21 protein-coding genes are annotated in these 19,665 nt (G+C 45.0%); all 21 read left to right on the top strand.

Annotated features, from left to right (window positions below; translation table 11 throughout):
* Positions 1–14: 14 nt before the first annotated feature.
* The 21 genes from NYE25_RS11440 to NYE25_RS11340 all read left to right on the top strand — a co-directional run bounded on the left by NYE25_RS11440 (position 15) and on the right by NYE25_RS11340 (position 19,662).
* A complete protein-coding gene (locus NYE25_RS11440) occupies positions 15–968 on the top strand; it encodes a heptaprenyl diphosphate synthase component 1 (protein WP_231573320.1) in 954 nt (317 codons plus the stop codon).
* 3 nt (positions 969–971) lie between these two features.
* The gene (locus tag NYE25_RS11435; RefSeq protein ID WP_341145949.1) at positions 972–1,724 is read left to right on the top strand and encodes a demethylmenaquinone methyltransferase; all 753 of its coding nucleotides are present in this window, start codon (positions 972–974) and stop codon (positions 1,722–1,724) included.
* Positions 1,717–2,592, top strand: coding sequence for a UbiA-like polyprenyltransferase (locus NYE25_RS11430; RefSeq protein WP_042190197.1), 876 nt, complete (start codon positions 1,717–1,719; stop codon positions 2,590–2,592). The genes NYE25_RS11435 and NYE25_RS11430 overlap by 8 nt, the downstream gene beginning before the upstream one ends.
* Positions 2,589–3,191: a UbiX family flavin prenyltransferase gene (locus NYE25_RS11425; protein WP_042190195.1), complete on the top strand. Its 603-nt coding sequence runs from the start codon at positions 2,589–2,591 to the stop codon at positions 3,189–3,191. The genes NYE25_RS11430 and NYE25_RS11425 overlap by 4 nt, the downstream gene beginning before the upstream one ends.
* 4 nt (positions 3,192–3,195) lie before the next feature.
* Positions 3,196–4,056, top strand: a complete 861-nt coding sequence (locus tag NYE25_RS11420) for a menaquinone biosynthetic enzyme MqnA/MqnD family protein (protein ID WP_149646816.1) — start codon at positions 3,196–3,198, stop codon at positions 4,054–4,056.
* Complete coding sequence (locus NYE25_RS11415) at positions 4,053–5,021, top strand: polyprenyl synthetase family protein (protein WP_042190190.1); 969 nt, start codon at positions 4,053–4,055, stop codon at positions 5,019–5,021. The genes NYE25_RS11420 and NYE25_RS11415 overlap by 4 nt, the downstream gene beginning before the upstream one ends.
* A gap of 99 nt (positions 5,022–5,120) precedes the next feature.
* Positions 5,121–5,564 carry a nucleoside-diphosphate kinase gene (ndk, locus tag NYE25_RS11410; protein ID WP_339242717.1) on the top strand — a complete coding sequence of 148 codons (444 nt, stop codon included), beginning with the start codon at positions 5,121–5,123 and terminating at the stop codon, positions 5,562–5,564.
* Positions 5,565–5,591: 27 nt separating this feature from the next.
* Complete coding sequence (locus NYE25_RS11405; protein WP_076284563.1) at positions 5,592–6,395, top strand: CheR family methyltransferase; 804 nt, start codon at positions 5,592–5,594, stop codon at positions 6,393–6,395.
* A 107-nt stretch (positions 6,396–6,502) separates the two neighbouring features.
* Positions 6,503–6,664 (top strand): hypothetical protein, encoded by a 162-nt coding sequence (locus NYE25_RS11400; protein WP_170880309.1) that lies wholly within the window; start codon positions 6,503–6,505, stop codon positions 6,662–6,664.
* 213 nt (positions 6,665–6,877) lie between these two features.
* Entirely contained in the window at positions 6,878–8,047 is a 1,170-nt protein-coding gene (aroC, locus tag NYE25_RS11395; RefSeq protein ID WP_042190184.1) for a chorismate synthase, read from the top strand.
* 2 nt (positions 8,048–8,049) lie between these two features.
* Positions 8,050–9,153: a 3-dehydroquinate synthase gene (aroB, locus tag NYE25_RS11390; protein ID WP_341145948.1), complete on the top strand. Its 1,104-nt coding sequence runs from the start codon at positions 8,050–8,052 to the stop codon at positions 9,151–9,153.
* The gene (aroH, locus tag NYE25_RS11385) at positions 9,147–9,521 is read left to right on the top strand and encodes a chorismate mutase (RefSeq protein WP_341145947.1); all 375 of its coding nucleotides are present in this window, start codon (positions 9,147–9,149) and stop codon (positions 9,519–9,521) included. The genes aroB and aroH overlap by 7 nt, the downstream gene beginning before the upstream one ends.
* A gap of 326 nt (positions 9,522–9,847) precedes the next feature.
* A complete protein-coding gene (gene trpE / locus NYE25_RS11380; protein WP_042190178.1) occupies positions 9,848–11,413 on the top strand; it encodes an anthranilate synthase component I in 1,566 nt (521 codons plus the stop codon).
* 39 nt (positions 11,414–11,452) lie between these two features.
* A complete protein-coding gene (gene trpD / locus NYE25_RS11375; protein WP_042190176.1) occupies positions 11,453–12,493 on the top strand; it encodes an anthranilate phosphoribosyltransferase in 1,041 nt (346 codons plus the stop codon).
* Entirely contained in the window at positions 12,483–13,313 is an 831-nt protein-coding gene (gene trpC, locus NYE25_RS11370; RefSeq protein ID WP_341145946.1) for an indole-3-glycerol phosphate synthase TrpC, read from the top strand. The genes trpD and trpC overlap by 11 nt, the downstream gene beginning before the upstream one ends.
* Positions 13,306–13,983, top strand: a complete 678-nt coding sequence (locus NYE25_RS11365) for a phosphoribosylanthranilate isomerase (RefSeq protein WP_341147717.1) — start codon at positions 13,306–13,308, stop codon at positions 13,981–13,983. Before trpC ends, NYE25_RS11365 begins: the two co-directional genes overlap by 8 nt.
* The gene (trpB, locus tag NYE25_RS11360) at positions 13,980–15,179 is read left to right on the top strand and encodes a tryptophan synthase subunit beta (RefSeq protein ID WP_042190170.1); all 1,200 of its coding nucleotides are present in this window, start codon (positions 13,980–13,982) and stop codon (positions 15,177–15,179) included. Before NYE25_RS11365 ends, trpB begins: the two co-directional genes overlap by 4 nt.
* Positions 15,176–16,000: a tryptophan synthase subunit alpha gene (gene trpA, locus NYE25_RS11355; RefSeq protein WP_341145945.1), complete on the top strand. Its 825-nt coding sequence runs from the start codon at positions 15,176–15,178 to the stop codon at positions 15,998–16,000. The genes trpB and trpA overlap by 4 nt, the downstream gene beginning before the upstream one ends.
* A gap of 59 nt (positions 16,001–16,059) precedes the next feature.
* Positions 16,060–17,157: a histidinol-phosphate transaminase gene (gene hisC, locus NYE25_RS11350; protein WP_076284569.1), complete on the top strand. Its 1,098-nt coding sequence runs from the start codon at positions 16,060–16,062 to the stop codon at positions 17,155–17,157.
* A 47-nt stretch (positions 17,158–17,204) separates the two neighbouring features.
* Positions 17,205–18,299 carry a prephenate dehydrogenase gene (locus NYE25_RS11345; RefSeq protein WP_341145944.1) on the top strand — a complete coding sequence of 365 codons (1,095 nt, stop codon included), beginning with the start codon at positions 17,205–17,207 and terminating at the stop codon, positions 18,297–18,299.
* Between the two features lie 775 nt (positions 18,300–19,074).
* On the top strand, positions 19,075–19,662 hold the full coding sequence (locus NYE25_RS11340) for an RNA polymerase sigma factor (protein WP_042190156.1): 588 nt from the start codon (positions 19,075–19,077) through the stop codon (positions 19,660–19,662).
* Positions 19,663–19,665: the final 3 nt, after the last annotated feature.

Raw genomic sequence — 19,665 nt, 5'->3', positions numbered from 1 at the left:
TCAGGCGTACCACAGTGCGTGACAAAAAAACATGTGATATAATAGACAAGATTGTGAACAAACGAATTATTATTATGTCAATGGCTTCGGAGGCTGAAATGAAACCGTACTGCATACCGCAACTGGCTAAACCCTACACCGACTACGACATGATTCAGAAGCATACGGATTTGCCGCCGTTTTCTGATGGCCGGGGTCATTTGTTATATATTTTTCTAAATCATGCTTCTTCTGCAAAAGGAAGTGCCGGAGAGTTGTACACGCTTGTGACAGCGCTTGTTCAACTAGGTCTGGACACGCATGAGGTTATTGACCGTTCGAATGATAGACGGGGGGGAGACCCTATGCGTTCCCGTCAATTGAAGGTTCTAGCTGGCGATTACTTCAGCAGCTGGTTTTACCATTTGCTTGCAAAGAGTGATCAGATCGAGATGATTGGAATCTTGAGTAAGGCGATTGCAGATTTCAATGTCTTGAAAGCGAATCTCTACGTGAAGATGAGAGGCATACGCCTTTCGGCTGAACAATACTTGCGGCACATGGTACAGCTGAATATGCGGCTGTTCCTTTCTTTTACGCCTATGATTGAGAACTCCTTAGTGGAGCTGTGGGAAAAACTGCTGGCAGAATTCAGTCAGTGCGAGACCGTTGCTATTGAGCTTCTTCGTAGTGATGATCCTGCGAATGCAGGGAATGGCTATTGCTACTGGAAGATGATGGAGACTGCAACGGAGGAAGAACGCAAGCAACTTCAAGACCTGAACCTTGATCAGAAGGAATGGAAGATGCTAAAAATGAAATATAAATGTGATTCGCAACTGACGGACAAGCTTCATCAATCGCTTCAGTCTATTCAGGGGCTATTGCAAAGCGTTAAAGACGAGAGTTTACTTAGAGAGCTAGAGATCGCGCTGGATCGTTTTCTCCTGCAGATGAAGGTCACAGGACAAGCAGCCGTGGAGGGTTAAGGGATGACTATGGAAAAGACGACAACTGCTGTGGGTGATAACAGCAAACCAAAAGAGCAGTTTGTACATTCCGTATTTGAGAGTATTGCTGGAAAATACGATTTGATGAATGACATCCTAAGCTTTCGCCGCCACAAGGCATGGCGTAAATTCACGATGAAGAAGATGGGGATGAAGCGCGGGGATTCGGCCGTTGACCTATGTTGCGGAACCTGTGATTGGAGCATCGCTTTGGCGGAAGCCTCGCAGACTGGCAATGTAATCGGACTGGATTTCAGTGCAGGTATGCTTGAGGTAGGTCGCCGCAAAGTGGAAGAGCGCAAGCTTCAGGACCGTATTTCGCTGGTGCAGGGCAATGCTATGGAGCTGCCTTTTGAAGACAATGCATTTGAATATGCAACGATTGGATTCGGTCTACGCAATGTGCCAGATCCTGTTCAAGTGCTTAACGAAATGAAGCGGGTAGTAAAACCTGGTGGAATGGTTGTATGTTTGGAGCTATCCAAGCCGATGAAACAGCCGTTTAAAGGTGTATATTTCTTTTATTTCCAGCGTGTGCTTCCATTGCTGGGTAAGTTATTCGCGAAAAGGTACGAGCAATACAAATGGCTGCCAGAATCATTGGCAATGTTCCCAGACCGGGAGCAACTGGCCACTATTTTCCGTGAAACCGGACTTCAAAAAGTGGAATCCTTCCCCTTGACCGGAGGCATCGCGGCATTACATATTGGGCTCAAGGAGAACAGGAATGTTTAAGAAAATCGGTATCTTTTTACAAATGATTAAGTTTGAACATACGGTATTTGCTTTACCCTTTGCCTTTATGGGTGCTTTACTGGGATCCGTTGTCATGAATGATAGCCTCCCATCCTGGAGTCAAATTGGCTGGATTGTAATCGCTATGTTTGGAGCACGAAGTGCAGCTATGGGATTGAATCGATTGATAGACCGAATCAGTGATGCCAAGAATCCACGCACAGCGGGAAGAGCGATTCCTGCAGGTTTACTTAAGATCGGTGAAGTTGTCATTTTTATAGGCATTTCGTTTTTCTTGCTCTTTTGGGCAGCCTTTAAATTGAATCCTTTGTCAGCTAAGCTGTTACCTATCGCTGTATTCCTTCTTGTTATTTATTCATTCACTAAGCGCTTTACATGGGCATGCCATCTTATCCTCGGCCTCACCATTGCGCTTGCACCACTGGGCGGCTGGGTAGCTGTGACCGGTAGTGTGAATTGGACTTCAATGGTATTTTACTTCACAATTGTGTTTTGGACGGCTGGTTTTGATGTTATATACTCTTGTCAGGATGTTGAATTTGATCTTAAAGAAGGCCTGAAATCCATTCCAGTGCGATTTGGGGTCCAAGGTGCACTCGTTATTGCCCGTGTGTTTCACATTCTTACGGCGATTGGATTCGTATCGCTGCTGTTTTTGACGGATTTAAGCTGGTGGTATGTGGCTGGTATGATCCTCGCATATATTATTCTCTTTTATGAGCATTATATTGTGTCTCCGAGTGATCTCAGTCGTTTACAGACCGCTTTTTTCACTATGAACGGCGTGCTAAGCATCGTGGTGTTCTCTTTCACTTTGATTGACTTGGTGGTGCATTTCAAAAAATGACGCTTACTAAACCGAAAAACTTCGTGGTAGGAATTACAGGGGCAAGCGGTGCTATTTATGGTATTCGTCTGATCGAAACGTTGCTATCGCTAGGCTACTCCGTTCATTTGGTAGTAAGTAATGCGGGCTGGCGCGTTTTTAAAGAAGAACTAGGTTATATCGCATCAGACCGGGAAGGCTTTTTGAACGAAAAGTTCAAAGGCTATCCCGGTTCTCTACTTTATCATCCTGTCGCTGATATCGGTGCATCTATTGCAAGTGGTTCGTTTCGTGTGGAAGGGATGATTATTATGCCTTGTTCCATGGGAACATTGTCTGCGGTTGCTAATGGAACCTCCGACAATCTGATGACTCGTGCTGCTGATGTTATGCTTAAGGAAGGACGTCCACTGGTCCTTGTTCCTCGTGAGACACCTCTGCATGCTATTCATCTTGAGAATATGTTGAAGCTGTCCCGTCTGGGGGTTCGGATCATTCCGGCAATGCCGGCGTTTTACTTTGGGCCACAAAGTATGGATGATCTGATTAATTTCATGGTGGGTAAAGTGCTTGACAGCTTTAATATTGAACATCAATTATTTCGCAGATGGGGGGATTGAAAGGATGGAGAATAACAGCCACACCATCATAGGTAAAATCAGCTATACTAACTCATGGCCGGTATTTCACAATTTTCATCCCTCTGCACTGAAATATCCGGCAGAGATGGTGAGTGAGGTACCTGCCATTCTTAATCAGGGGATGAGTCGTGGAACGATTCATGTGGGTGCATTATCCTCTTTTGCGTATGCTGAAGCCAGTGATAAGTTATTGCTGCTACCTGATTTATCGGTAAGTGCGGACGGTCCTGTGAGGTCTATTTTTCTTTTTTCTCGAGTGCCTCTTGCACAGATAGGTGCAGGTACGATTGCTGTTACGAACACTTCTGCAACATCGGTAAATTTGCTGAAAATTTTAATGGAAAAGGCTTTTGGCAATAAACCAGAATATATTAGCGCTAATCCTGATTTGGATGCTATGATGCATCAAGCAGATGCCTGCTTACTCATTGGTGATCATGCGATTAAAGCCTCTTGGCAGGATCAAGGGTATATCGTTACGGATCTGGCGGAGCTTTGGAAAGAATGGACGGGCTTAGGGATGACCTTTGCGGTCTGGGCAGTGAATCGAAAAGCTGCGAATGACAAACCGGAAGCCATTGCGGAGATTGCAGAAGCTTTTGCTGAGAGTAAACTGCGGGGATTAAGTGATTTAGATCCTATAGTACTTGCAGCCTGTACGACAATTGGAGGAACTAAGTCTTATTGGGAAGGGTACTTTCGCAATTTAAGCTATGATTTTGGAGAAAGGCAGCAGAAAGGTCTGAACCTCTATTTCCGCTATGCCTATGAGATGGGTCTGCTGCCGCAGGCAGTGAAGATGGAGATTTGGAGTCATAAACTGTTGACACGGGTGAAGGAATGAAACGACTGCAAATATTCGGATTACTGAACAGAGACATGGATCAGATTGAAAAAGATTTGTACCGTAGCGTACAGGGTGATGACGACCTACTAACCGAGACTTCTCTGCATTTACTAAAAGCTGGCGGTAAAAGATTGCGTCCCGTATTTGTTTTGATGGGTGGGAAATTTGGAAAGTATGATCTTGAGAAGCTGAAGCGTGTGGCGATACCGCTAGAACTAATTCATAGCGCTTCACTAGTTCACGATGATGTCATTGACGATGCAGAACTGCGCCGAGGTGAACTTACTGTTAAGGCCAAATGGGGCGATAAAATTGCTATGTACACCGGTGACTACATATATGCGAAAGCACTGGTGATGACGACGGAGCTGAAGAATCCGCGAATTCATCAGATTTTGTCCAAGGCTATGATTGAAATGTCGATCGGTGAGATGGAGCAGATTCGTGACTTCTTCAACAGTGAGCAAAGTGTGCGTCATTACCTGCGGCGGATTCGCCGTAAAACAGCGCTGTTGATTGCAGTCAGTTGCCAATTAGGTGCACTTGCTGCTGATGCTGAACCAGAGGTGGCTCGTCTACTTTATAATTATGGATATAATGTAGGGATGGCTTTCCAGATTCGTGATGATTTACTTGACCTCTCAGGCACTGAAAAGCAAATCGGTAAACCTCCAGGAAGTGATATGCGGCAAGGGAACATCACCCTTCCTGTCATTTATAGCCTGGAGGATGAAAGATTGCGAGCTCCGCTTCTTGAAGAGTTGAAGTCTATTCGTGAAGGGCACAGCACAGTAGGGCGTGCTATTGATCTTATTCTTTCTGGAGACGGAATCACCCGTTCGGAGGAGCTGGCTTCGCGATATATCGCGAAGGCACTTGCTGCACTAGATCAGTTGCCTAACAACAAGACTAAGCGTAATCTGCGCGATATTGCCTTTTTTGTAACAGGTAGAGCTTATTAGTATTTTGGTGATCATGAAATTAAACGTTTCCAGAAAGCTCGGTTTCTGTTAAGATAGCGTCAAAACAACCCAACTAATGGGAAATTGGAGAGTGCCTCTATGGAAAAGACGTATCTGATGGTCAAACCGGATGGAGTACAACGTGGATTAATTGGGCGTATTGTCTCACGCTTTGAAGATAAGGGCTTTAAGCTGGTCGCTGCAAAGCTGATTACAGTTAGTGAAGACCAAGCAAAAAGACATTATGCGGAGCATGCTGGTAAGGACTTTTTTGGGGAGTTGGTTTCTTTTATAACTTCAGGTCCAGTGTTTGCAATGGTATGGGAAGGTGATGATGTTGTAGCATTATCCCGTACACTCATTGGTAAGACGAAGGTAGGAGAAGCCTTGCCGGGTACGATTCGAGGCGACTTTGCCAGCCATACACCGCTTAATTTAATTCATGGATCAGACTCGCCTGAAAGTGCAGAACGAGAAATTGCTAATTTCTTTACTCCAGATGAATTGAATCTTTATAACAAAGAGATCGCAGTCTGGATGTAGGAGCCAAGCGAGAGGCGGGGGATTAACATGTCTGATCGTAATGTTGCAGCATTAACAGCAGATTCAGATTACATCGGGTTTATTCATCATGTTAAGCAAAGCACCGGAATTGATCTGGCTCAGTATAAAGAAGCGCAGATGAAGCGGCGTTTAACGACTCTTCGTGTGAAGAATGGATATCAAACCTTTAGTGATTTTTTTGCAGCAATGATGAAGGACAAGGAATTATTTTATGAATTTTTGGACCGAATGACGATTAATGTCTCCGAGTTTTGGCGGAATCCGAATCGGTGGGAAGTACTGCGAGATATCATTCTTCCTGACATACAACAATCTGGTCGCAGATTGAAACTGTGGAGCGCTGCATGTTCCACTGGAGAAGAACCCTATACGCTGGCTATGATTTTATCGGATAAGAATTTATTGGGACAGACTGGTATTCTGGCTACGGATATTGACGACGGTGCGCTTTCCAAAGCAAAGCAAGGTTTGTATCTGGAACGTTCTTTAAAGGATGTGCCTAAGGATGTTGCTGCGCGTTATTTTAAACCCGAGGGTCATTTATTCAAAGTTAGCGACACGCTTAAGAAAAACATAGATTTCCGTAAACAGAACCTACTGCTGGACAAGTTCGATGAGGGTTTTGATCTTATCATTTGTCGCAATGTAATGATCTATTTTACTGAAGAGGCGAAGAATAAGCTCTACCATAAGTTCTCGGCTAGTTTACGTCCAGGCGGGTATTTGTTTGTAGGTAGTACAGAGCAGATCTTTACGCCAGCGCAATATGGCTTTGAATCGACGGAAACCTTTTTCTATCGTAAAAAATAAATACTTCTTGCTCCTTCGTCTGTGTACTTTTATAGGTATACTTTCGCTATCGTTCAGTGATACTGGGTAGTAGAATCTGTAAGCTAAGCGAAAGGATCGTTAAACCGATGGACAAAAGCAAGGTCATTGCCGCGTACAAACGAGGCTTTATTACCGTTCGTGAGTGCGGGCAAATTCTCGGTGTAGAAGAAATGCAATTGAAGCGCCTTCTGCAACTGGAAGAGCGTAAGTCTACATTTCCTTCAACAAGTCAGCGGATCGGAAGCTAACAAGTGCCGGACCGAGCCGAGGAGCGCCATTCATACTCTTTAGAGTATGAATGGCGCTTTTTCTTTACACAAAAACCAATTCATTTTGTCACGAATGGAGTCGTTTTAGGGAGATCCCTTTCTTGTCAAAGAGGATTGCCTATACTATAATGAGCAAAGATCATTAGGATTTTAGCGGTTTACAGTTTAAAAGTATAAAAGGGGGAACGCAGCATGAGTTTGCGCTATTTAACAGCGGGGGAAACGCACGGCCCCCAGCTTACGGCCATTATTGAGGGATTGCCAAGTAATTTGACATTGGATTTTGAAGAGCTTAATTTTCAATTGCAGCGTCGACAAAAGGGTTATGGACGTGGACGTCGCATGCAGATTGAGAAAGATACGGCACAAATTGTAGGTGGAGTGCGTCATGGCTATACTACAGGTGCTCCAGTAGCCTTGGTAGTAGAGAATAAAGACTGGACCCACTGGAAGAACATCATGAATATCGAGCCTATTCCTGGCAGTGACGAAGAAAAACGCCGCGTAAATCGGCCGCGTCCTGGCCATGCAGACCTGAATGGCGGATTGAAGTACAACCATACGGATCTTCGTAACGTACTGGAGCGCTCCAGTGCTCGCGAAACAGCAGCCAGAGTAGCATGTGGCGCTGTAGCCAGACAGCTGCTTGCAGCTTTTGGCGTGAAGGTAGCAGGGCAAGTTATTCGTATCGGTGAAATTGAAGCACCTGCTAACGATCTGCCTATCGATGAGCTGATTGAGCGGACAGAACAGTCCTCTGTCAGAGTTGTCGACAAAGAAACGGAACAGAAGATGGAGGCTTACATAGATCAGATTAAGGAAGAGGGCGACTCCATCGGTGGAATCGTTGAATGTATCGTCGAAGGACTTCCTATTGGACTTGGCAGTTATGTACAGTCTGATCGGAAGCTTGACGGAGCAATCGCTGGGGCGGTAATGTCGATTAATGCATTCAAAGGCGTTGAAATCGGCATTGGGTTTGAAGCTGGCAAATTGCGTGGATCGCAAGTCCATGATGAAATTATGTATGAAGCTTCTAAAGGATACTACCGTGCAAGTAACCGCTTAGGTGGTTTTGAAGGTGGTATGACTAACGGCATGCCGGTTGTAGTTCGCGGTGTCATGAAGCCGATCCCTACCCTTTATAAACCGCTTCAAAGTGTGGATATTGACACGAAAGAACCATTTACAGCGCAAGTTGAACGCTCCGACGCTTGTGCAGTTCCAGCGGCGTGTGTTGTTCTGGAAAACGTAGTAGCTTGGGAAATCGCAAAAGCTTTCCTTGATAAATTCGGTGGCGACTCACTGGAAGAAATTAAAGCGAACTATGAAAATTACCTATCACAGCTGGAGAGCTACTAATTATGCGTACTATTAATGTAGATTTGGGCGACCGCTCGTATCCTATACTTATCGGTAGTGGTTTACTAAAGGACATCGCCCATTATTGTACTGAGGCCGGATTTTCGGAGCGTAGTCCACTGTTAGTAGTGAGTGATACTGAAGTAGCGCCAAGGTACTTGCCGGCACTTGAAGAAGCTTTACGTTCTCACGGTTATACTGTGGTTAGTCACATAATGACGGCAGGTGAAGCCTCTAAATCATTAGCCGTGTATGAAGAAGTCATGACAACCGCGATTCAAGCAGGATTAGACCGCAATTCAGCAGTTTTAGCTTTAGGCGGCGGCGTGGTTGGCGATTTAGCAGGATTTGTAGCAGCAACCTATATGCGTGGAATCGGCTTTCTGCAAATTCCAACGACGATCCTAGCTCATGATAGTAGTGTGGGTGGTAAAGTGGCGGTCAATCATCCATTAGCCAAAAATATGATAGGGGCTTTCTATCAACCGTCAATGGTACTCTACGATTTGGATACATTACGTACTCTTCCAGCACGGCAAGTGTCATCAGGTCTGGCTGAAGTGGTAAAGCACGGTCTCCTCGTGGACAAAGAGTTCGCATATTGGTGTCGTGATCATGCCGAAGAGCTGCTAGAGCTGAATGTCGAAGCCTTAGGTTATGCTTTAGAGCGTGGCTGTGCAATTAAGGCAGAGGTAGTGGCGAATGATGAGCGTGAGCATGGACTTCGAGCGATATTGAACCTTGGACATACGATCGGACATGCCATTGAAGCAGTTGGTGGGTATGGTGTGTTTCTGCACGGAGAAGCGATTGCGATTGGGATGGTGGGTTCAGCGCTATTGGCTGCGAAGCTTGGGCGGGATACTTCCATTTATGAGGATACTGTATCTATGCTGACCGCGCTGTCACTGCCTGTACGGCTTCCTTCCGAGTATGATGAAGATGAACTGATGGACGCTATGATGCATGATAAGAAATTCAAGGAAGGCAAGATGACCTTTATCGTGCCTGATTCCATAGGCTCTGTAAGCATTGTGAACGATGTGCAGGAGTCGCTTGTGCGAGAGGTTCTCGCAGAGCTTAAGAAGGAGGGAAGACCGTGGTAAACCGAGGAATTCGCGGAGCAACAACCGTGACTAAGAACGAAGAGGCAGAGATTTTACGTGAGACCGTTATATTACTGCGGGAGATCGTAGAACGTAATGATGTTATAGCTGAGAATATAAGCAATGTATGGATTACGATGACCAATGATCTGGATGCTACTTTTCCTGCAAGAGCTATTCGTGAGATTGAAGGCTGGGAAATGGTTCCACTTATGTGTTCAACGGAAATCCCGGTTAAAGGAAGCTTGCCGATGTGTATCCGGTTGATGGTACAGATTAATACGGGTAAATCGCAGCGTGAGATTCGCCACGTTTATCTGAATGAGGCTCAGAAGCTACGTCCGGATTTATCAGAGAGCAAGTCTTAAATTATAGTTGTGGGTTGTCAATGACCCTCGTCATCATGTATAGTGTAGTTAGCCGAGTATAGAAGAGTTTAGTTGAGATGAGTATAGTTGAGCAGAGTGCGAGAAGTTTTTAGATTAGCATGTATCGTGTAAGCAGAGTCTTTATTTTGATATGCACTGAAGTCATTTATCAGTGATATATCTTGTTTAGGGATAAGTCTGTAAACACTACATTATTATGCTAATCCATGCTCAAAAACATATACTTACTTACACAAACCCTCTACTTCGGTAGAGGTTTTTTTTGTATTTCGGAACCATTCATATATCTAAGGGGGCATCTAACAATGACGAATCCAAGTGTTCAAGAGGTGGTAAAGCTGTCGCGGGATTATAATCTGATTCCTGTTGTAAAGCGACTGCTCGCGGATATGGAAACACCTATCCGGTTATTCCAACGTTTCGCTGAACGTGATCGCGCGTTCTTACTTGAAAGTGTAGAGGGTGGAAAACAATGGGCACGGTATTCGTTCATCGGTAGCGATCCCTTTTTGATGATATCCGGTAAAAAGGGTGCAATTAACGTTGAAGTCGGCGGAGAGAAGAAGCAACTATACGGAAAGCCGATTGAGGAGCTTAAAGCGTTACTCCGTTCATACCGTAGTCCTAAACTTGACGAAATGCCTCCATTTACTGGAGGGGCTATCGGATTTTTCGGATATGATCTGCTGCAATATTATGAGAAGTTACCTCAGCATCCTGTGGATGATCTCCAAATGGATGATATAAGATTTATGTTTTGCGATCGGATCATTGTTTTTGACCATGTGAAGCAACAGATTCTGCTTGTTGGTAACCTGCATGTAAAAGATGGAGATACAGATTCGGATATCAGATCCAATTATGAAAGCCTGAGTCGTAAGCTGGAGGCTATGGCCGAAGATCTGCAAAAAGAAGGCCCTAAGGAAAATGTGAATCGTCGCAGCATTCCGCAGGATATCGAGCTTGGAGAGATTCATTCTAATCTCACTAAAGAGCAGTACATCAACAATGTAGAACAGGCGAAGGAATATATTCGCTCAGGCGATATTTTTCAAGTGGTATTGTCACAGCGGTTGCATATTGAAACGGAAGTTTCTCCATTGCATGTATACCGGATGCTCAGAACTCTTAACCCCTCTCCTTATATGTACTATTTGAAAATGGACGAGGAGATTATTGTTGGCACTTCACCTGAAGCACTCGTAAAGGTAGATGGAAATCGTGTGGAGACACGGCCGATTGCTGGAACTAGACCAAGGGGTGACAGTGAAGCATCAGACCGGGCGTTTGCTGCGGAGCTCTTGGAGGATGAAAAAGAACGTGCGGAACATCTGATGCTTGTTGATCTGGGTCGTAATGATCTAGGGAGAGTATCCAAATTTGGTTCAGTAAAATGTGATTCCTTTATGGAGATTGAAAGATACTCCCATGTCATGCACATGGTATCGAATGTGTCAGGCACGCTCAGTGAGGATAAAGATTTCTTTGATGCCTTTCTCTCCTGTCTGCCTGCAGGAACGGTTTCTGGGGCACCGAAGCTGCGAGCTATGGAGATTATAGCAGAGCTGGAAAAAGAAGCTCGAGGTGCTTATGCCGGAGCAATTGGATATTTAGGGTTCTCAGGAAACATGGATTCTTGTATCACCATTCGTACCATCATCTTCCGGAAAGGTCGTGCGTACGTACAGGCTGGAGCGGGTATCGTTTGGGATTCGGTTCCCGAGAAAGAGTATGAAGAAACGGTGAATAAGGCGAAGGGCATGCTGAAAGCTATTCGTATGGCAGAAGCTATGTTTCCATCCGAAGTGAAAGAGAAACAAGTTATCAACCAAGATTATATGTACGAATATACCCCTGAACAAGTGGTTTGATTTATATAGTAACTCATTAAGGCTGGGAGGAAGAACATTATGGATGCAACGAAATTAATTCAATCAGGAATCGCGGGACTAATCGAAGGCAAGAATCTGACACGTACAGAAGCACGGGATATAATGGGTGCTATAATGCTAGGAGATGCTTCACAAGCGCAAATCGGTTCACTGCTGACCGCCTTACGAATTAAAGGAGAAACCGTGGAGGAGATTACGGGTTTTGCAGAAGCTATGAGAGGGTTCGGCACATCCGTACTGACTGATCGCGCACGCTTGTTAGATACTTGTGGTACGGGCGGTTCCGGCATCCATAAATTTAATATTTCAACCGCCTCAGCAATTATTTCATCAGCGGCTTCTGTAAGAGTTGCCAAGCATGGAAATCGCTCTGCTTCAGGCAGAGCGGGAAGTGCGGATGTACTTGAAGCCCTTGGCGTAAACATCCATCTGAATGCAGACCAAGCCCGAGAATGTCTGGATCGTATCGGCATCTGCTTTTTATTCGCACAGATTTATCATCCTTCGATGCGGCATGCAGCAGCTCCTCGCAAAGAGCTTGGTGTTCGTACGATCTTCAATATGCTGGGTCCTCTTACGAATCCCGCTGGAGCTGACCGTCAGCTCCTAGGGATTTATGACCGAAATAAGACGGAGACGGTGGCTAATGTACTGAAGGAGCTGGGTTCCAAGCGCGCAATGGTTGTAAGCAGTTCGGATGGTCTGGACGAGATCAGCATCTCTGCCTCTACATTAGTGTCTGAATTAAAAGAGGGTGTAGTGACCACTTATGAAATTACTCCGGAGGGATTAGGTCTTAACAGACATCCACTTGAAGCTGTTTTGGGTGGAGACGCAGCAGAAAATGCAGCAATTATTACCTCTGTGCTCCAAGGTGAGATCAATCCCTACCGAGATATCGTGTTAGCTAATGCAGGAGCATGTATATATGTAGCGGGTCTGGCAGATACCATGGCCGGAGGCGTCGAGAAAGCTAAAGAAGTAGTGGATTCGGGTAAGGCATTATCCAAGCTGAAACAGCTTGTTGTGATGACGGAGGAGCTTAATTATGTATCTTGATAAAATTGTCTCTACAAAGATCAAAGAGGTGGAGGCGCTCAGTAATAGCTTTTCTCTAGCTCAAGCTGAACGTGATATAGCAGCACTCCCTCAGACTAGAGGCTTTCGTAAGGCTCTGACCCAGGGGAAGAACAGGGATATGGGTTTGATTGCGGAGGTAAAGAAGGCATCTCCTTCAAAAGGGCTGATTCGTGAGGATTTCGATCCTGTTTCCATTGCAAAAGGTTATGAAGCGGGCGGAGCTGATTGTTTATCTGTTTTGACGGATACAGATTATTTTCAGGGCAGCGCTGCTTACTTGCAGCAAGTGAAGGAAGCTGTAAATCTGCCGCTGCTACGCAAAGATTTTATTATCGATGAGAAACAGATTTATGAAGCGCGTATTCTTGGAGCAGATGCGGTGTTGTTAATCGTTGCTATTTTGACACCAGATAAACTGTCTCATTTTATAGAAATAGCTACTGAGCTTGGAATGGATGTATTAATCGAAGTTCATGATCGGAATGAGCTTGCGGTGGTATTAAGTACAGACAAGATAACACATCCTAATATTCTGCTGGGTATTAATAATCGTAATCTGCGTACCTTTGAGACGTCCTTAGAGACAACGGCAGAGCTGGCAGCACTAGTACCTCAAGGGGTTCCTGTGATCAGTGAAAGCGGAATTGCAGGGCCAAGTGATATTGACTACTTAAGAACGACTGGCGCTCACGGGGTCCTCGTAGGGGAATATCTAATGCGTCAAGCAAATGTAGAAGAAGCGGTAAATGGATTGCTAGGAATGCTTCCAAATGGAAAGGACCGTGTCCGGCATGGCTGAGACATTGGTAAAAATCTGTGGACTTCAGGACGTTGAAGTGCTAAAATCTATGTTACACTTACCACTAGATTATATTGGATTTGTATTCGCTCCTAGTCGTCGCAGGGTTACTCTGGAACGTGCTTCCGAACTGATTGCTGAACTTCCGCAATGGAAGACTAGTGAAAAACCTAAAGCTGCTGGGGTTTTTGTTAATCCAGAGCTGTATGAGCTGAGCGAACTGCTCTCCGTTGTGTCACTAGATGTCATTCAGCTACATGGGCAGGAAAGTCCGGCCTTTTGTCAAAAGGTTCGGCAAGCTTTCCCACACGTTCAGGTGTGGAAGGCATTGTCTGTTGCTGATAAAGAGCGTGATGACGCGGATAACAAATATACATTGGAACAATACGCAGGCTTCGTTGATGCTGTATTGTTAGATACTTATGATCCTAAGCAGAGCGGCGGCTCTGGGCGCACGTTCGCTTGGGAGAGGTTGCCTGATTATCAGGAAATCGCGCTACGAAATGGTTTGCCGTTATTTGTGGCTGGCGGACTTCATCCTAATAACGTAGGAGAGTTGCTAGATACTTATGCTCCGTACGGAGTAGACGTATCTAGTGGAGTAGAGAGTGAAGGCGTTAAAGATATTATTAAAATGACAGCTTTTGTGGAAAGGGTGAAGCAATCATGACACAAGTACCGGACCAGCATGGACGTTTCGGTTCATTCGGAGGGCGCTTCGTGCCCGAAACTTTGATGACTGCATTGATTGAGCTGGAGGAAGCCTATGAGAAGTATTCGGCAGACCCTGCTTTTCAAGAAGAAATAGATTATCTCTTAAAGCAATATTCCGGACGGGAGACCCCACTGTATTATGCGGAACGTCTAAGTAAACATCTGGGAGAAGCAAAAATATATTTGAAGCGTGAAGATTTGAATCATACGGGTGCTCATAAGATTAACAATGCGATTGGTCAGGGAATTCTGGCTAAAATGATGGGTAAAACCAAGGTGATCGCTGAGACTGGAGCTGGTCAGCATGGTGTAGCTACTGCTACGGTTGCAGCCCTACTTGGTATGGAATGTAAGGTGTTTATGGGGGAAGAGGATACTCGTCGCCAGGCACTCAATGTATTCCGTATGAAGCTGCTTGGTGCTGAGGTGATTCCCGTTACTTCCGGATCGCGTACCTTAAAAGATGCCGGCAACGAAGCGCTTCGCTACTGGGTTAGCAATGTGGAAGATACTTTTTACATTCTCGGTTCTGCCGTAGGCCCACATCCTTATCCAATGATGGTTCGTAACTTTCAGCGGGTTATTGGTGATGAAACGCGGCGCCAGATTCTTGAGGCTGAAGGAAGACTGCCGGATGTGCTTGTTGCTGCAGTAGGCGGCGGTAGTAATGCTATCGGCATGTTCTATCCATTCGTAGAGGATAAAGGTGTCGGTATGATTGGCGTTGAGGCAGCAGGCAAGGGAATTGACACACCATTTCATGCGGCGACGATGAGTAAGGGGACTCATGGCGTATTCCAGGGTTCGATGAGTTATCTACTACAGGATGAGCATGGCCAAGTAACAGAAGCTCATTCCATCTCCGCAGGGCTGGATTATCCTGGTGTAGGTCCTGAACACTCTTATTTAAAAGATATCGAACGCGCAAAATATGTTCCGATTACGGATGCAGAGGCGCTTGATGCACTGAAGCTGCTATGTGTAACGGAAGGTATTATTCCAGCTTTGGAGTCAGCACATGCGATAGCCCATGTAGTGAAGATGGGTCCAACCCTTACCAAGGATGATATTGTTGTTATCTGCCTGTCAGGCCGGGGAGACAAAGATGTGGAATCGATCATGGCGTACACAGAAGGGAAGGGAAATGAATGACAACCGAAACTACAAACCGGATGGATTTGGTATTCCGGAAGCTTAAAGCTGAAGAACGGACGGCATTAATTCCTTTTCTGACGGTTGGAGACCCTGATCTGGAGACTACGCTTGCCATCATCGCAGAACTGGAGGCGGCAGGTGCAGACATTTTGGAGCTAGGAGTACCTTACTCTGATCCGCTAGCAGATGGCCCTGTCATTCAGCGAGCGTCTGCACGAGCTCTGCGGGGGGAGGTTCACCTGCGTACCTGTATGGAGACCGCGTTAAAAGCTCGTCAAGCCGGAAGCAGCCTGCCCTTTATTTTGTTTTCCTATTACAATCCTATCCTGCAAATGGGGCTGGATACATTTTTCGCAGAACTGAATGCTCATGAGATTAGTGGTCTTATTATTCCAGATCTTCCTGTCGAGGAATCAGAGGAGATGCGTCGCCGCAGTAGTGAAGTTGGCGTTAATCTCATTCCACTAGTTGCACCGACCTCAAGTGAACGTATTGCGAAGATTGTCTCAGGTGCGAGTGGGTTTATCTATTGTGTATCCTCGTTAGGTGTGACAGGGGAACGATCCACTTTCCATGCTGATGTAGAGGCGTTTATTGATTCCGTGCGTCAAGCTACGGATCTGCCGGTGGCTGTAGGATTTGGGATCTCAAATGGCGAACAGGTTGCCCGCTTTGCTCAGATTTGCGATGGCGTGGTAGTAGGTAGTGCGATTGTTCGTAAAATAGAAGAGGTCATTCCGCTGCTCGATAATCCCGCTACACGGAATGAGGGGCTGTTGCAAATTCGAGAATTTGTGGCACAATTAAAAAGACCATAACAGTGTCATTTTGACCTGTGTATAGTGGAGTAATCAACTATGGAGAGCGAGGACTATTCATGAATCCAAAACCGAATATAGTTAATCTCCCTGTCTACAAACCAGGGAAACCTATAGACGAAGTTAAGAAGGAGCTTGGCTTAAGTGAGGTTATTAAGCTTGCATCCAATGAGAACCCGTATGGAGCTTCCCCGAGTGCTAAAGAAGCTATTCTAGCAGAGCTTGAGAATCTTTATCTATATCCAGACGGATCGGCCGTTGAGTTGACGGCAGCACTTGCCAACCGTCTTGGTGTGAACAGCGATAATATTATTTTTGGCTGTGGTTCTGATGAGATTATTGCTCTTATTGCTCGTGCCTTCTTCTTGCCAGGTGATGAGACAATCATGGCTGACCAGACCTTCTCTGTGTATAAGAGTAACGCAGATATCGAAGGCGCTGTGTCCATCGAGGTACCACTTGTAAATGGTACACATGATCTGGATGGGATGCTGGCCCGTATTACGGACCGTACGAAGGTTATCTGGATTTGTAATCCGAATAACCCAACAGGAACGATTGTACCAGAGGAAGCCTTGGTTTCTTTCCTTGATGCTGTTCCTTCCAATGTAATGGTTGTTCTTGATGAAGCATATTGTGAGTACGTAACAGATCTATCTTACTCCAACGGTATCCAATTATTAAATCGTTATACGAATTTGGTTGTGCTTCGCACATTCTCCAAAATTTATGGCTTAGCTGCATTGCGTATTGGTTATGGCGTTGCTAGTCCTGAGATTATTTCATTGATCAACAAGGTACGCGAGCCTTTCAATACCACTCGTCTTGCGCAAGCCGCGGCTCTTGCTGCCTTGAATGACCAAGAATACGTGGAGGAATGCCGTCGTCTTAATAGCGCGGGTATTGTCCAATTACAAGGTGAATTCAAACGTCTGGGCCTTGAATCCTTCCCTGCACACGGGAACTTCATTATGGTAGATGTTCGAAAACCTGCAACCGAGGTTTTCGATGCTTTGATGCGTAAAGGAATCATAGTAAGAGCGGGTCATCAAGTTTACCCTACTTATATTCGTGTTACTGTGGGCTCTGCTGAACAGAACACAGCGTTTATAACTGCGCTGGAACAAACGCTTATAGAGTCTGGTGTGCGCGCTTAGTAATAAACAGCAAGACTAGACTAAAAAAGGCAGGTAGTTCAAAGAACATGACGACAAAAATAGCTATATTCGGTGTCGGTCTGATCGGAGGCTCACTGGCCCTTTGCTTTAAAGGCAAGGAGGGCCTGACCGTCGTAGGACATGCCCACCGTCCTGAATCCGCGAGTAAATATATAAGCAGAGGTGTGGTTGATCAAGCCACGCTTTCTGTTGAAGAAGCGGCACTTGATGCTGATTTCATTTTTTTATGTGTACCGGTAGGGATGTTAGAGGATTATCTGCAGCAATTAAGTAAGTTGCCTCTAAAACCCGGCTGCATTATTACAGATGTAGGAAGCACGAAAGCTAGTATTGCCGCATGTGCGGTCTCCTTAGATATTCCTGGAGTACATTTTATCGGCGGACACCCAATGGCAGGATCAGAACGCTCAGGTGTTGAGGCAGCTTCATCACTGCTATTTGAGAATGCCTATTATGTGTTGACGCCCCCTCCAGGAGTGCCAGATGAGGCTTATCATGCACTGGAGTCTTTACTACACCACACAAGAGCGCAGATTGTACGCCTTGATCCAGAACGCCATGATGAGATTGTAGGTGCCATTAGTCATTTACCGCATATTATTGCTGTTGCTTTGGTAAATCAGATTCGTGCCTATGACGATACCGACTCCTTATATAGCACGCTAGCTGCAGGGGGCTTTCGGGATATCACTCGGATTGCGTCCAGCGATCCTATAATTTGGCGAGACATTTTGCTGAACAATCGTTCCGTAATGCTTCGTTTATTGAAGGATTGGAACGAGGAAGTTTCTTCTTTTGTTCATCTCCTGGAAAGTGAAGATGGCGTAGGAATTGAAGAGGCTTTCCAAGAAGCGAATGGCTTCCGCAGTCAGTTGCCTGAACGGCGCAAAGGCATGATCGCACCTTTATTTGACCTACATATTGATGTACCGGATCATCCGGGGATTATTGGTCGTATTGCAACTGAGCTGGGGGACCAAGGCATTAACCTTAGCAACGTACAAATCATCGAGAGTCGTGAAGATGTGCCGGGAATTATGCGCCTATCTTTTCGTCAGGAGAACGATATGGAACGTGCGAAGGTGCTTCTGCAGCAGCACGATTATACCGTATATGTGTAGTTAGTAGCCCTTCCAATATGGAGGGGCTTTTATTTCGTTATAGGATCTGAAATAGGATCTGAAAGAGCATACTGCTGAAAACAGCTACTGCTTCAAGTGGATGCAGAAGAGGTTATTAATAATGAGTGGGGCTAATACAGCGCTTACAGGACAAAAAAAAGACCGCTTACAAAGTAAGCGGCTACAGTTCACAATAAATTGGAACCGTGTAGTATTTGGATAGGAGTGGAGAGAAACCATACTGTACTTTTATTATATGTATACGTTTACATTTTGTCAACAGTTTATTGAAAAGAGATTAAAGTCACATTACAGTGATCAAAGTCTTATGGTTGAACTTCATGTTCGTTTATAATCTGTTGTCAGGTCATGCTGACGAGATTACTGCTCTGAAGTCTATTAATGTCATCCTATGAGAATCTGTGATACAATAGATCTGGTATATTTCTAGATTCGTTATAAAATTTATATGCTCATAGAAATATGCCATTTTTCTTTTTATATTCATCACAATCATCATGCCTTAATTATTGGGTGTTTGAATATACATAGGTGTATTTCAAAATTGAAGAACGGATAAGTTGCACGTCATTTATTTTTCCTTAAATTCCCACAAGGAACGTTTGTCTTACATAAAAGGTCGACAATATCGTTTCTTCTTGTAATAAACTAAAAAGTTGTAGTAAACCAGCGCAACTTTTAAAGCCCAAACCGGTATAATAAGTACGGACCGGACGGGAAAAGACGTGCAAGGGCGAGGAGGGCCAATCTCACCATGACGGATTCCCAGTTGATCCAGGAAATTAAACAAGGCAACACAGAATTATATTCAGAATTAATGCGTCGTTATCAACGAAAAATATTGGCATTTGTATATCATATGCTTAGAAACTCACAAATGGAGCTAATTGCAGAGGACCTTTGTTCGGAGACTTTCTACAAGGCATTCCGTAGCTTGCATTCCTTTCGAGAGGTAGATGCTTCCTTTTCAACGTGGTTGTACACTATTGCTCGTAATACCGTGCTGAGTGAGCTTCGTAAGAATCGTGCCGGAAATGTATCCCTAGAAGAGAGTGGATATACTCCCGTTGCACCGTTTGAAGTAGCGCCTGAGCAGGCTGCATTGCGTAAAGAACGGATGAATTTGGTTCGTGAGGCAATTAATAATCTTCCGGAGAAACAACGCTCTGCGCTAATCCTGCGTGAATACGATCAGATGGATTATCAAGAAATTGCAGAAATTTTGGATCAGAGTGTAAGCTCCGTGAAATCATTGTTGTTTCGTGCCAGAAGTAGTGTGAAGCTTCAACTCGAATCCTATTTCAATGAGCCTGAAGTTGAAGAGCAGGTTGAGAGGGTGTAAGGC

The sequence above is a fragment of the Paenibacillus sp. FSL E2-8871 genome, from assembly GCF_038000345.1.
GTDB lineage: Bacteria > Bacillota > Bacilli > Paenibacillales > Paenibacillaceae > Paenibacillus_AQ.
The sequence above is the reverse complement of the archived record's forward strand: the minus strand, read 5'-3'. Positions and strand labels throughout refer to the sequence as shown.